Here is a 12966-nt window from a genome sequence, read left to right on the forward strand (position 1 = left end):
TGGGCGGCGTGGGGGTGAAGGTCGGCCATGAGCAGCTCATGGCCCTGATCGACCACACCTCGGCGGTGATCTACATGCGCGACGCCGACGGGCACTACCTGCTGGTCAACCGCGAGTACGAGCGGCTGTTCCACCTGCGTCGCGAGGACATCGTGGGGCTGACCGACCACGACCTGTTCCCGGGGCCGATCGCCGACGAGTTCCGGGCCAACGACCTGGCCGCCATCGCGCGCGGGGTGCCGTTGCAGGTGGAGGAGCAGGCGCCGGCCGAGGACGGGCTGCACACGTACGTCACCGTGAAGTTTCCCCTGCACGACGCGGCCGGCCGGGCGTACGCGATCTGCGGCATCTCCACCGACATCACCGAGCGCAAGCGCGCCGAGGAGGAGGTCCGGCGGCTCAACGACGAGCTCGAGCTGCGGGTGCGGCAGCGGACCGCCGAGCTCGAGGCGGCGAACCGGGAGCTGGACTCGTTCGCCTACTCGGTGTCGCACGACCTGCGGGCGCCGCTGCGATCGCTCGAGGGCTTCAGCCAGGTGCTGCTCGAGGACTACGCCGAGCAACTGGCCGAGGAGGCGCAGGGCTATCTGCGGCGGATCCAGGCCAACGTCGGCCGGATGGCGCAGATGATCGACGACCTGCTGCACCTGTCCCGGGCCACCCGGTCGCAGCTGCGGCGGTCGCCGACGGACGTGACCGCGCTGGCCCGGGAGATCGCGGGCGAGCTGACCGAGCGGGAGGTCCGCTGGAACATCGCCGACCACATGGTGACCCAGGGCGACCCGCACCTGATCCGGCTCGTGCTGCAGAACCTGATGGGCAACGCGTGGAAGTTCACGTCGCACACCCCCGATCCGGTCATCGAGGTGAGCATGCGGGTGCAGGACGGGGTCGACGTCTTCGAGGTACGCGACAACGGCGCCGGGTTCGACATGAAGTACGCCGACAAGATCTTCGACCCGTTCCAGCGGCTGCACTCGGCCGGCGAGTTCGAGGGCACCGGAATCGGCCTGGCCATCGTGCACCGGATCGTCACCCGGCACGGCGGCCGCATCGTGGCCGAGGGCGCGGTCGGCGAGGGCGCCGCCTTCCGGTTCAGCCTCACACCGGCGCCGGCGGACTGGGAGATCCGATGAGCGAGGGACCGATCCTGCTGGTCGAGGACAGCCCGGACGACGCGGTGCTGACCGTCCGGGCGTTCACCAAGAACAACATCAGGAACGAGGTGGTGATCGCGACCGACGGCGAGCAGGCCCTGAACCACCTGCTGCCGGAGTCGGGCGAGCCGCTGCGGCCGGCGCTGATCCTGCTCGACATCAAGCTGCCGAAGGTCGACGGGCTCGAGGTGCTGCGCCGGCTGCGCGACGACGAGCGCACCCGCCGGCTGCCGGTCGTCGTGCTCACCACCTCGAACGAGGAGCGAGACATCGTGACGAGCTACGAGCTGGGCGCCAACAGCTTCGTCCGCAAGCCGGTCGTCTTCGAGGAGTTCGTCGCCGCGGTCAACGCCCTCGGCGTCTACTGGCTGCTCGTCAACGAACCGGCGCCGCTGCGGTGAGCGCCCCCGTGCACATCCTCGTCGTCGACGACAGCGACGACGACGCCGTGCTGATCGTGCGGCAACTGGCCAAGGCCGGCCTCGAGGTCGTCCACCGCCGCGCCGACACGCCGGAAGGGGTGGCCGCCGCGCTCGCCGATCGCTCCCCGGACGTGGTGATCTGCGACTACAACATGCCGGTGTTCCGGGCCGAGGAGGCGCTCGAACAGGTTCGCGAGCACGACGCCGACATCCCGTTCCTGCTGGTCAGCGGCCAGGTAGGGGAGGAGGCGGCGGCCGCCATGATGCGGGCCGGGGTGCGCGACTTCCTGCTCAAGGACCGGCTGGCCCGGCTCGCCCCGGCCGTCCAGCGCGAGCTGCACGAGGCGGCCGAGCGGCGGCAGCGGCGCCGGGCCGAGGAGGCGCTGCGGGAGAGCGAGGAACGCTTCCGGCTCATCGCCGAGCACGCCCAGGACGTCATCTTCCGCTACCGGCTGCACCCGTCCCCGGCGATGGAGTATCTGAGCCCCGCGATCGAGGAGATCACCGGTTACCCGCCCGAGCGGTTCTACGCCGACCCCGAGCTGATCTTCCAAACCGTCGACCCCGAGGACCGCGCCACCCTGCACGCGTCCTGGGGGTCGGCCGAGCCCGGCACCCTCACCATCCATTTCCAGCATCACAGCGGGCGTACGGCGTGGGTGGAGCAGCGGGCGAGCTCGATCGCCGACCGTACGGGCCGGATCGTCGCCGTCGAAGGCATCCTCCGTGACATCACCGAACGCACGCGGCTCGAACAGCAGCTGCGCCAGGCCGAGCGGCTCGACTCGCTCGGCCAGCTCGCCGGCGGCATCGCCCACGACTTCAACAACATCCTGGCGGTGATCTCCGGGTACGCCGACATCCTCGCCGACGAGCTGGCCGACCACCCCTGCCGCCCCGACGTGCAGGCGATCGAGCAGGCGGCGGCCCGCGGCAGCGGTCTCACCCGGCAACTGCTGATCTTCAGCCGCCTGGAGCCGTCCCGCCCCGAGCCGCTCGACCTCAACACGGTGGCCGCCGACATGCAGCGCCTGCTGGCCCGCACGCTCGGCGAGGACATCGAGCTGAGCACGCTGCTGGCGACCGACCTGCCAGCCATCCTGATGGACCGCAGCAAGCTCGAGCAGGTACTGATGAACGCCGTGATGAACTCGCGGGCCGCGATGCCGTCCGGCGGCCGGCTGACCATCTCCACCGGCGTCGAGCCGGACGGGCGCTTCGTCAGCCTGACCATCACCGACACCGGCACCGGCATGCCACCCGAGGTCGCGGCCCGGGCGTTCGAGCCGTTCTTCACGACCAAGGGGCGGGGCAAGGGGACCGGCCTGGGGCTGGCCACCGCGTATGGCGTGGTGACCGACGTGGGCGGCACCATCACCTTGGACTCGCAGCCCGGGCAGGGCACGACCGTCCGCGTACGGTTGCCGATCAGCTCCGACACCCCCACGGCGCCGGCGCCGCCCGACCGAGCGGCCCAGCCCGCGGGCGGCGGACATCGCATCCTGGTGGTGGAGGACGAGGACGGCGTACGCGACATCGTCTGCCGCATCCTCGTGAAGGCCGGCTACGAGGTGCACGCGGCGGGCGACCCGCAGGAGGCGCTGAAGCTCTGCCTGGAGCGGGACCTGCAGGTGGACGCCCTGCTGAGCGACGTCATCATGCCCGGCATGTCGGGCACCCAGCTGGCGGCCGAGCTGCGCCGAAGCCGCCCCGACCTGCCGGTGCTGTTCATGTCCGGCTACACGAGCGGCCCGGCGCCGGGCGGCCAGGAGCTGCCGCCGGACGCGCCGCTGCTGCACAAGCCGTTCCAGAACGACCAGTTGCTGAACGCGATGCACCAGCTGCTGGAGAGGCGTCACCCCTCGGCTTGAGCGAATCCGCTCCTCGCCGCCGCGCTTCGCGGTCGCCGCACCTCCGAGCCCGCCCCGCAGGGCTCCGTCGACACCGCGCGGTCCGTAGGCAGCAGCGCGCGCTCCCCCCGCTGGCCTCAGTGCTCGCCTCGCTGAAGCGCCGTTGCCTACACCCCACCCGGTCACTGGGTGGGGGAAAGTTACTCCCTCGCTATGACATTCTTCGGCGGTTGTCCACAGCGCTTCGGCAAGTTCCGCCCGCACGATCGCGACCCGGTGGGGCGAGGGGCGTTCCGGTGGGCCCACTCGGTAAGCGATGAAGAGTTTGTGCTGCCCACGCGCACTTTTTCTCCAAGATTCGAGGCGAGGCGGGGCAGGGAGGGGCGGGGCAGGGAGGGGCGAGGCTGGGAGGGGCGAGGCTGGGAGGGGCGAGGCTGGGAGGGGCGAGGCTGGGAGGGGCGAGGCTGGGAGGGGCGAGGCTGGGAGGGGCGAGGCTGGGAGGGGCGAGGCAGGGAGGGGCGAGGCAGGGAGGGGCGAGGCGAGGCGGGGCAGGGTGAGGTGGGGGCGAGGCAGGGTGAGGCGAGGCGCCGACGTTCTGCGCGCGGGCGATGTACTCGTGCCTGGGCCGCAGCTGGTGCGCACCGCCCATGCGACGAGCGCGGTCGAGGGGCCGGCCGCGCAGGCGGGAGCTGGGCACGCGCGTGCTGCCTACTGGCGCGCTGGACTCGCACGGTCGCAACACCCTCGCGCTGGACTCGCACGGTCGCAACACCTTTGCGCTGGACCCGCACAGTCGCAACACCTTCGCGCTGGCTGTGGCCAGCTACAACGGTCCAAGAGATGGGCTCGAGGCAAATGCGGCTCACGCGGCCGGGGGTGGCTCCGACCTCGGCTCACGCGGCGGGGGTGGCTCGGACCTCGGCTCACGCGGCGGGGGTGGCTCGGACCTCGGCTCACGCTCGATGAGGGCGTTGCGCGCGCGGGTGAGGGCCACCTGCCGTGCGTGCTCGGCCCGGCCGCGGTGCCGGGTGACCGTCGTGATGGCGGCGGTCACCTGGCCTTTCAGGGTGCGGAGGGGACGCTCGGCCTCGTCGGGTTGCGCCAGGTCTTTGAGGAGCGCTACATCCAGCCGTACGGGATCGGAAAGCCGTTGATCTATTGCCAGGTCGACCGTCCTGATGGCCGTGTGGATCGCGCGCTGCAGTTTCGGCGCCTCTCGCCGCGCCCGGGTGATCGCTTCGTGGAAGCGCCGCTCCCGCATCGGGTCCTGCTTCGTCGCCGGCTTGGGCCGCTGAAGCGCTGCCTCGAGATGCTTCGTCATCGCCCGGCACTGCCGCAAGGCTCCGTCGCACTCGCGGATGGCGCCCTTCAGGGCCCGATAGTGCTCGTCGTGCCGGGCCAGCGCCTTCTCCAGTTCCTTGCCGAAGCTCTGATCGGCGCGGCGTGCCAACTGCTCCCGCTTGCGCACCTCGGCCATCGCCCGGCGGCGGGCCCGGGACGCCTCCCGGTACCGGTGGGCGCGCCCGTCATCGTCGTTCCGGAAGACGGCGAAGAACGACCGATCGACCCAGTCGGTGCCGTCCGCGGACTCCGCCAAGCGGCGATCGGCCTCGTCCCGCTCCCTCTTGGCGTCCTTGATGCCGGCTTGGGCGTTGCACAGGGCGGTCAGGTGGGTGGCCATCAGGGCGCGGACCCGATCGTTCACTTGGCGGGCACCATCCAATCGAGAACCGGCGTGCCTTGAAGTGTCACCAGCACACACATGATCAGCAACAGAACCAGGCTCCATCCGACCACCCGCCGGAAGATGTCGCCCTCCCGGCCGGCCATGCCCACCGCCGAGGCCGCGATCGCCAGGTTCTGCGGGCTGATCATCTTGCCGAGCACCCCGCCGGACGAGTTGGCCGCGGCCAGCAACACGGGGTCGAGGCCGGCCTTGGTCGCGGTCTGCACCTGCAGCGCGCCGAAGAGCGCGTTCGAGGACGTGTCGGAGCCGGTCACCGCGACGCCGATCCAGCCGAGGATCGACGACAGGAAGACGAAGAAGCCGCCGGCCATCGCCAGGAACGCGCCGAGCGTGTTGGTCTGGCCCGACTGGTTCATCACGTAGGCGAGCGCCAGCACGGCCATGACCGTCACGATGGCGTGCCGCAGGGTCACATACGTCTCGCCGTACGCCTTGATCGCCCGGCCGGCGCTCACCCGCAGCACGATCGCGGTGAGAATGCCGGCGACGATCATCAGCGTGCCCGCCGCCGGCACCCAGCCGAGCGTGAAGTTGGTCGAGGACACGGGCTTGCCGCTCGCGCTCAGCACATGCAGGCCCGGCCACCCGAACACCACCGTCCACGGCTCCTTGGCCAACGCCTCCTTGATCACCCCGATGTTGGTGATCGAGAACAGCACAATGATGATCAGGTAGGGCGCGTAGGCCTTGGCGATCTCGCCGGGTGGGTCGATCTTCTGCCCGTACGCTTCGCCGGCCGTTCCGTTTTGGCTTCCTTCCCTTCCGTCTTGCCCGTCTCTCCCATCGCCTTGGGGAACGTCGCCGCCTTGATCGCCGTGGTATCCGCGTGTCGCTTGCGTCGCCGCGGATGCCGGCACCGTCTCCGTCTCGGCTTCGGCGTCCACATGCAGCGGCGGAATCTCGGCCGGCCGCCACACCCGCAGCAGCAGGACGACGGAGGCCGCCGACAGCAGCGACGCGATGATGTCGGTGAGCGGCACCGAGATGTAGTTGGACGCCGCGAACTGCGCGCCCGCGAAGACCACGCCGGCCACGATCGCGGCCGGCCAGGTCTGCCGCATGCCGCGCCGCCCGTCGATCACCGCGACCAGGATCAGCGGCACGATGACGGCCAGCAACGGGGTCTGCCGCCCGACCATCGCCCCGAGCGTGTCGGTGTTGAGCCGCGGATCGTCCGCCGCCCCCGAGGTCACCGTCCCCAGCGTGACGATCGGTGTGGCCAGGGCCCCGAACGCGACCGGCGCCGTGTTCGCGATCAGCGCCACGGCCGCCGCCCGGACCGGCGGGAAGCCCAGCGCCATCAGCATGACCACCGTGACGGCCACCGGCGTACCGAACCCGGCAAGCGCCTCCAGCAGCGCGCCGAAGCAGAAGGCCACAATGATCGCCTGAATGCGCATGTCCGGGCTGACCCGCGCCATCGACCGGCGCAGCACATCGAAATGGCCGCTGACCACGGTCAGGTTGTAGACCCAGATCGCATTGATCACGATCCACAAAATCGGGAAAAATCCGAATGTGGCGCCTTCGGTGGCCGACAGCAGCGCCTGCCCCACCGGCATCGAGTACACAATGATCGCCACCAGCAGCGACACCACCAGCGAGATGACACCGGCCAGCCAGGCCCGCATCCGCAGGGCGCCGAGCAGCACGAACAACGTCAGCAGAGGCAGCACCGCAAAGATGGCGGACACCGCCACCGAGTTGGCAACCGGGTCGGTAACGATCCTGAACTGGTCCACGTCTGCCACCGCCAGCAATCGATCACTTTCCATGGAACTTACTCGTGACCGCCGTCACAGGTAAGTCCTCGCCAGCGGTTCGGCTCGTTCCTGGATGCCTCGCTCAGCCCCCCGGCCCCGCCCTCTTGGGTGGGGCAGAGTCAAGCAGCCGGGCCCGACATTTTCCCGCCGTTATCCACAGCCCGGATGGGTCGCGCGGGCGGGCCCGCTCAGCGGATCAGGTTGGAGGCACCAGCCGAAAGTTGGGAACCCGCGGGAGCCTCTCCTCGGCCGGGAGACGGGCATCTTGGACGATGGCGCCGTCCGGAATGATCGCCCGGCACAGCCCGATCCCGATCAGGCAGGCGTCACACCAGAAGTGCCCGTAACCGGAGTCGCGGCCGGGGTCGCGGGTGTAGACCAGGCGCAGGGTGTGCTGTCCACAATCGGGGCACGCTATGTCGGCGTCCCCGGGCAGGGCCGCATAGACCTGCTGGTAGGCCGCATCCCACTCGTCGAAGGTCGCCATCATCGGCTCCCCAGTCCCGAATCCGAGATCACCGGTCAGAGCAGCGGCTGCGGAAGGACCTCGACCCGGTGTCCCTCCCGGAGCGCCGCCGCCTCGGGAAAGTCCTCCCACTCCCACTCCGCCCCGAAGATCGCCTCCCCGGCCCGGCACAGGAGCACCGCCTCCTCACCGTTGAAGAGCAGCACGCCATCCGCCCCGGTGCGCTGCTGCAAGGCCAGCACGCTGCCCACCATGAGCGCCGTGTTGTGCGGCTCCAACTCGCGCTCGAGGTTCGCGAACCGGAAGATCGCCGTGACCCGGTGCGGAAAGCCGAACAACGCCGGCGCGGTCGCCTCCTCACCCGGCGCCACTCGCCACGCGGCAACGCTGAGCCCGGCCCGCTCGACGGTGCCGTCCCAAGCGATCGACCCACCCACCGCGGCGGCCAGGTGAGACCGCAACTCCTCCGCCGTCAAGTCGGCGGCGGAGTAGAAGGTGTATTCCAGGGCCATCGTGTCTCCGTTGGTCAGGAGAAGGGGTAGAACTGGACGATCTGGCCGTTCGTGACGATGAGAATCTCTTGCAGCCCGTGCACCGGTTTGCGTTCCAGAGCGGCTCTGATGTCGCTCATGGAGCGTCGGCAGTCGTCGAGATTCAGCACGATCCTGGCCGCTTGCTTGGTCTTGACCTTATCGTCGATCCGATCACGGATGGTGTCGAGATTGCCGCTGTCGGGTGCGTAGCAGTCGAAGTATTTGCCCTCGACGCGATAGTCCGGGTTCTTGCCGTACGCGTTCGGCGGCGGATTTTGTTCGACGTCGTAACCGTGCCGGGAGAGCACATCCGCCGTCTCGTTCTCCCGGTGAAGGGCTCGATGGATCTTCTTGTCCGGCCGTGCATAGGTCCGACGGCCGCGTGGCGTCCGATTGGGATCCGGCTTTCCGGACGGAAGGGTGAAGCCGCCGCGACCGTTACCCCCGCCGCGACCGCCCCCTCCGCCTCGACCTCCGCCCCCACCTCCGCCGCTTTTGCCGCCGCCTCTGCCGCCGCGACCGTCGCCTCGGTGCCGGCCGGTTCCGGCATAGCGGCTCCAAACCCGCCCGTCCTCTCCGCCCAGGCGGCGGAACAACCGGGTTATCGCGGCCAGCGCCTCGCTCAGCTCGTCCGTCAGGCCGCGCAAGCGGCGCAAGCTGTCCAGCAAACCGCGCAACCAGCGGGCGATGCGGTTGCCCCACGTGGCGCACAACGCGGAGACCTGGGCGGCCACCACCGGCGTTGCCAGGCCTACGCTGAAAAGCTCCTCCAACGCGTAGTCGACCAGGCGCGAGACGACCGTGGCCACGGCCTCGCGGACCATCATGCGGACGCCGGCTATCAGGCTGCCGGACAGCTCGGTGGCGGAGGCCATGGCGTCGGCGGCGGTGGACAGGGCGGCCACGGCGTGGTGCTGGTTGGTGGACCAGTCGCGGTACGCGTCGCCGGCCGTGCCCTGCCAGTCGGTGGTGTCCCAGCGGACCGCGCGGAGCAGGTCGTCGGAATGCGTGCGCAGCGCGCCGGCTATGTTGCGCCACGTCTGGGCCTGGGCGGCGATCGCGGCCGGGTCGCCGGCCAGCCAGTCGAGCGCCTCGGCCAGGGGCTTGACGTGCTCGATCAGCCACGACACGCCGTACTGCACGAGCGTGCCGATCGGGTCGACGACCAGGGACAGCGCGTCGAGGCCCGCGGTGACGCCGCCGATCGACGTGTCCATCCAGCCGCCGCTGGTGATGCCCGCGGCCGTCTGCTGGATGTCCTCGGCCAGGGACACGCCCGCCCACGTGCTCACCGGCGACTCGACGGCCGGCGCGAGGAGCGCGGTGGGGCTGGTCATGCCTCACAAACGCCGATGGCGGCAGGGCCGGTTCAGGCTTTGAAATTCACCTCCGCGGTGGGAACGACGGCGGCGGCCCGGCCGGGGGCGGACTGGTACTGCCAATACAGGTTGGTGTGGGCGATGACCTGGTCGGGGCCCGGCGCACCGTACGCCGAAAGGTCCTCGGTGGTGTGCGCGTCGGCGACCAGGGTCGTGTCGTAGCCGCGGGTGAACGCGCCGTGGATCGTGGACCGGACGCAGGCGTCGGACTGCGCGCCCGTGACGTAGAGGTGCCCGACCTGCCGCTCGGCCAGCACCGACTCGAGATCGGTGGCCTCGAAGCTGTCGCCGTAGAGCTTGTGGACGACCGGGTCGCCGGCGCCCGGGGGCAGCTCGGGCACGATCTGCCAGCCCTCGCTGTGCAGCGGCATGCCCTGCGGGTCGCTGTGCTGCACCCAGACGACGTCGACGCCGGCGGCGCGCGCCCTGTCCACCAGCTCGGCGATGTTGCCGACGACCGCGTCGCGCTGGTGGGCCCGGGCCACCACATCGCGCTGCACGTCGATGATCAGCAGGGCGGACTTGGGGCGGTTCTGCAGTGTCGTCATGGGGGTGACGGTAGACCGGGGGTACGACAGTTCTGCAGCGCTCGCTCCTCCAGCGACTCGATCCGTGCCGCCTGCTCCGGCGTGATCACATCGCACACCCAGTCCCAGTGCAGCGACACCAGGTCACCGGGGGCGAGCCCGGCCAGAAGCGACCGCCCCTCGGCCGACCACGAGACGGTTTCCGGGCGCGGCGGCCCGGCGGCGAGCGCCGACCCGTCCCAGACCAGCGGATGGGAGAGCACGGTGGCCTGCTCACCCGAGACCGTGACGACCTTTCCCGTACGGATGCGGCATCGATCCAGCACCGAGACGGCGGTCGGATTTCCGGTCCGTCGCAGCAGCGCCGCCCACGGATAGACCTCGAACACGTGAAAGCTGTGGTGCGGCAGAGCCCGCGCCCCCGCGTCGGCCCAGGTCCCACCCCGCTGCCCGGCAAACCGCGACCCAAGAAAAGCCGACAAATCGGAGAAGTCGCCGGCGTCGAGCAGCGAGTTCCCCACCCAGTACGCCTCGACCACGTCCACGGCCAGGGGATCATCAGCCGCGAGATACGACAGATAAGCCCAGGCCCCGTCGAACCCCGGCGCCCGGGCAGCGATGGCGGAAGCCAACTCGGAACGCAGCAGATCCGACGCTCCCGAAGGCCCGCAATACCCCAACTCGTTCGGCGGATACGCGTACCGCGCGAACAGCAACGCCCCGGCGTCCGACATCAGCAGATCCGCGGAAGCTGCTCGCCGATCGGCATGTTCACCACCCGCGTCCCCCCGAGGGCGGTCCGCGCCACCACCATTCCCGGATGGCCGGCCACGCACGTCCCGATCACCCGGGCCCCCGCTCCCAGCGGATGGCCGCGCATCGCCGCGAGCACCGGGGACTCCGCGGCCGGCGGCACGAACGCCAGCAGCTTCCCCTCGTTGGCCACCTGCAACGGATCGAGCCCGAGCAGACTGCAGGCGTCGGCCACCGCCGGCGGAATCGGCAAGGCCGTCTCGTCCAGAGCAACACCCACCTTCGCCGTACGCGCGATCTCGTTCAGCGACGCGGCAACCCCACCCCGGGTCGGGTCGCGAAGAACATGGACGTCCGCCCCCGTACCGACCATGGCCGCCACCAGCCCGTGCAGCGGCGCCGTATCGCTCACCACGGTGGTGTCGAACTCGAGCCCCTCCCGCACGCTCATCACCGCGACCCCGTGCACCCCGATGTCCCCCGAGATGATCACGGAATCGCCCACCGAGGCGCGGTCCGGCGAGATCGTCACGCCCGGCGCCACCACCCCGACCCCGGCCGTGTTCAGGAAGACCCCGTCCCCGCTGCCGTTGTCCACCACCTTCGTGTCCCCGGTGACCACCGGCACGCCCGCCGCCGAGGCCGCCGCGCCGACCGCCGCCGCGATCCGGCCGACCTCGGCGATGGACACCCCTTCCTGCAGGATGAACGCGATCGACAGACAGTGCGGCGTCGCCCCCGACATGGCCAGATCGTTGATCGTCCCGTTGACCGCGAGCTCCCCGATCGAGCCGCCGGGAAAGAACATCGGCTTCACCACGTACGAGTCGGTGGAGAACGCGATGCGCCCGCCCAGCAACGGCACCACGGCGCTGTCCGCCGGCGAGACCGACGAGCCGTACGCGGGCAGGAAGAGATGCTCGACCAGCTCGCCCGACATCGCACCGCCGCCGCCGTGCCCCATCACCACCTGCGGCGTGTCCCGCAGCGGCAACGGGCAGCTCCAGCCCTCGAAATCAATCATGAGAGGTGCACCAGATCGAGACGGCGGTAGGCGTAGTAGGCCGCACAGGCGCCTTCGGACGACACCATGGTGGCGCCCAGCGGCGTACGCGGAGTGCATTGTTTGCCGAAGGCCGCGCACTCGTGCGGTTTGAGCAGTCCCTGCAGCACCTCGCCCGACCGGCACAGCGGCGACTCGGAGGTGTGGATGCCGGTGACCGCGAACCGGTGCTCGGCGTCGAAGTCGCGATAGCGCTCCGACAGCCGCCACCCGCTCGCCGGGATCTCGCCGATCCCGCGCCACGTCCGGTCCGTCACCTCAAAGACGTCCCGCAGCATCGCCATCGCCGCCGGGTTCCCGTCGTCGCGCACCGCCCGCGGATAGGCGTTCTCCACCTCGTGCCGGCCCGCTTCGAGCTGCACGACCGTCCGCCGGATGCCCTCGAGGATGTCCAGCGGCTCGAAGCCCGTCACCACGATCGGCACCCGGTACTTTTCGGCGAGCGGCGGATATTCGCGTGTGCCCATCACGCTGCACACGTGCCCGGCGGCCAGGAACGCCTGCACCCGGCAGCGCGGCGACTCCATGATGGCGGCGATCGCGGGCGGCACCAGCACGTGCGAGACCAGCAGCGAGAAGTTCGGCACGCCCAGCCGCTCGGCCAGGTGGACGGTCATCGCGTTGGCCGGCGCCGTGGTCTCGAAGCCGATCCCGAAGAACACCACCTGACGGTCCGGGTTCTCCCGGGCGATGGTCAGGGCGTCGAGCGGCGAGTAGACGACGCGGACGTCCCCGCCCTCGCTCTTGACCGTGAACAGGTCCCGCCCGCTGCCCGGCACCCGCAGCATGTCGCCGAACGAGCAGAAGATCACGCCGGGCCGGGCCGCGATCGCCAGCGCCTTGTCGATGATCTCCAGCGGCGTCACGCAGACCGGGCAGCCCGGCCCGTGGATCATCTCCACGCCGTCCGGGAGCAGCTGGTCGATCCCGTGCCGGATGATCGAGTGGGTCTGCCCGCCGCAGACCTCCATCATCGCCCAGGGCCGGGTGGTCACCGCGTGGATCTGCTCGACCAGCCGCTTGGCCAGCTCCGGGTTGCCGAATTCATCGAGGTACTTCACCGAACTCCTCCTCGAGAATGCCCATCTTTTCGAAGTTCGCGAGGGTCTGCCGGGCCGACTCCTCGTCGAGCAGCTGAATGGCGAAGCCGACGTGCACCACCACGTACGTGCCGACCGTCGCGTCCGGCACGTACTGCAGGCACACGTTCTTGCGCACGCCGCCGAAGTCGACCTCGGCCATCGGCACGCCGTCGGCCTCGGCGATGCCGACGATGCGTCCGGGAACCGCCAGGCACATGGGAACC

At 70.3% G+C, this 12966-nt stretch carries 14 protein-coding genes; 4 read left to right on the forward strand and 10 right to left on the reverse strand.

Features of this window, described 5'->3' with window-relative positions; all coding sequences use genetic code 11:
- Positions 1-8 precede the first annotated feature (8 nt).
- The 4 genes from ACQP2F_RS06180 to ACQP2F_RS06195 all read left to right on the forward strand — a co-directional run bounded on the left by ACQP2F_RS06180 (position 9) and on the right by ACQP2F_RS06195 (position 3986).
- A complete protein-coding gene (locus ACQP2F_RS06180; RefSeq protein ID WP_433301469.1) occupies positions 9-1136 on the forward strand; it encodes a sensor histidine kinase in 1128 nt (375 codons plus the stop codon).
- Positions 1133-1558 carry a response regulator gene (locus ACQP2F_RS06185; protein ID WP_433301471.1) on the forward strand — a complete coding sequence of 142 codons (426 nt, stop codon included), beginning with the start codon at positions 1133-1135 and terminating at the stop codon, positions 1556-1558. The genes ACQP2F_RS06180 and ACQP2F_RS06185 overlap by 4 nt, the downstream gene beginning before the upstream one ends.
- Positions 1559-1566: 8 nt before the next feature.
- The gene (locus tag ACQP2F_RS06190) at positions 1567-3450 is read left to right on the forward strand and encodes a response regulator (protein WP_433301473.1); all 1884 of its coding nucleotides are present in this window, start codon (positions 1567-1569) and stop codon (positions 3448-3450) included.
- A gap of 428 nt (positions 3451-3878) precedes the next feature.
- Positions 3879-3986: a hypothetical protein gene (locus ACQP2F_RS06195; RefSeq protein WP_433307367.1), complete on the forward strand. Its 108-nt coding sequence runs from the start codon at positions 3879-3881 to the stop codon at positions 3984-3986.
- Positions 3987-4291: 305 nt separating this feature from the next.
- Here the strand turns inward: ACQP2F_RS06195 and ACQP2F_RS06200 are convergent, their stop codons facing one another.
- The 10 genes from ACQP2F_RS06200 to ACQP2F_RS06245 all read right to left on the reverse strand — a co-directional run bounded on the left by ACQP2F_RS06200 (position 4292) and on the right by ACQP2F_RS06245 (position 12959).
- Positions 4292-5134 (reverse strand): hypothetical protein, encoded by an 843-nt coding sequence (locus tag ACQP2F_RS06200; protein ID WP_433301474.1) that lies wholly within the window; start codon positions 5132-5134, stop codon positions 4292-4294.
- Positions 5131-6918 carry an L-lactate permease gene (locus ACQP2F_RS06205; protein WP_433301476.1) on the reverse strand — a complete coding sequence of 596 codons (1788 nt, stop codon included), beginning with the start codon at positions 6916-6918 and terminating at the stop codon, positions 5131-5133. The genes ACQP2F_RS06200 and ACQP2F_RS06205 overlap by 4 nt, the downstream gene beginning before the upstream one ends.
- A 217-nt stretch (positions 6919-7135) precedes the next feature.
- Entirely contained in the window at positions 7136-7426 is a 291-nt protein-coding gene (locus tag ACQP2F_RS06210) for a hypothetical protein (protein ID WP_433301478.1), read from the reverse strand.
- Positions 7427-7461: 35 nt separating this feature from the next.
- Complete coding sequence (locus ACQP2F_RS06215) at positions 7462-7917, reverse strand: SitI3 family protein (protein ID WP_433301480.1); 456 nt, start codon at positions 7915-7917, stop codon at positions 7462-7464.
- 14 nt (positions 7918-7931) lie between these two features.
- Complete coding sequence (locus ACQP2F_RS06220; RefSeq protein WP_433301482.1) at positions 7932-9275, reverse strand: hypothetical protein; 1344 nt, start codon at positions 9273-9275, stop codon at positions 7932-7934.
- Positions 9276-9307: 32 nt separating this feature from the next.
- A complete protein-coding gene (locus ACQP2F_RS06225) occupies positions 9308-9865 on the reverse strand; it encodes an isochorismatase family protein (protein ID WP_433301484.1) in 558 nt (185 codons plus the stop codon).
- Entirely contained in the window at positions 9862-10578 is a 717-nt protein-coding gene (locus ACQP2F_RS06230; RefSeq protein WP_433301486.1) for a DUF6390 family protein, read from the reverse strand. The genes ACQP2F_RS06225 and ACQP2F_RS06230 overlap by 4 nt, the downstream gene beginning before the upstream one ends.
- A complete protein-coding gene (hypE, locus tag ACQP2F_RS06235; RefSeq protein WP_433301488.1) occupies positions 10578-11621 on the reverse strand; it encodes a hydrogenase expression/formation protein HypE in 1044 nt (347 codons plus the stop codon). Before hypE ends, ACQP2F_RS06230 begins: the two co-directional genes overlap by 1 nt.
- The gene (gene hypD / locus ACQP2F_RS06240; protein ID WP_433301490.1) at positions 11618-12721 is read right to left on the reverse strand and encodes a hydrogenase formation protein HypD; all 1104 of its coding nucleotides are present in this window, start codon (positions 12719-12721) and stop codon (positions 11618-11620) included. Before hypD ends, hypE begins: the two co-directional genes overlap by 4 nt.
- Positions 12705-12959, reverse strand: a complete 255-nt coding sequence (locus tag ACQP2F_RS06245) for a HypC/HybG/HupF family hydrogenase formation chaperone (protein WP_433301491.1) — start codon at positions 12957-12959, stop codon at positions 12705-12707. Before ACQP2F_RS06245 ends, hypD begins: the two co-directional genes overlap by 17 nt.
- Positions 12960-12966 lie beyond the last annotated feature (7 nt).

The organism is Actinoplanes sp. CA-030573, from assembly GCF_050951115.1.
Lineage (GTDB): Bacteria > Actinomycetota > Actinomycetes > Mycobacteriales > Micromonosporaceae > Actinoplanes.

Excerpts from the sequence above, each read along its gene's own strand:
- ACQP2F_RS06185 (WP_433301471.1), top strand. The coding sequence starts at position 1,133 with ATGAGCGAGGGACCGATCCTGCTGGTCGAGGACAGCCCGGACGACGCG.
- ACQP2F_RS06210 (WP_433301478.1), bottom strand. The coding sequence starts at position 7,426 with ATGGCGACCTTCGACGAGTGGGATGCGGCCTACCAGCAGGTCTATGCG.
- ACQP2F_RS06215 (WP_433301480.1), bottom strand. The coding sequence starts at position 7,917 with ATGGCCCTGGAATACACCTTCTACTCCGCCGCCGACTTGACGGCGGAG.
- ACQP2F_RS06220 (WP_433301482.1), bottom strand. The coding sequence starts at position 9,275 with ATGACCAGCCCCACCGCGCTCCTCGCGCCGGCCGTCGAGTCGCCGGTG.
- ACQP2F_RS06225 (WP_433301484.1), bottom strand. The coding sequence starts at position 9,865 with ATGACGACACTGCAGAACCGCCCCAAGTCCGCCCTGCTGATCATCGAC.
- ACQP2F_RS06230 (WP_433301486.1), bottom strand. The coding sequence starts at position 10,578 with ATGTCGGACGCCGGGGCGTTGCTGTTCGCGCGGTACGCGTATCCGCCG.
- hypE (WP_433301488.1), bottom strand. The coding sequence starts at position 11,621 with ATGATTGATTTCGAGGGCTGGAGCTGCCCGTTGCCGCTGCGGGACACG.
- ACQP2F_RS06245 (WP_433301491.1), bottom strand. The coding sequence starts at position 12,959 with ATGTGCCTGGCGGTTCCCGGACGCATCGTCGGCATCGCCGAGGCCGAC.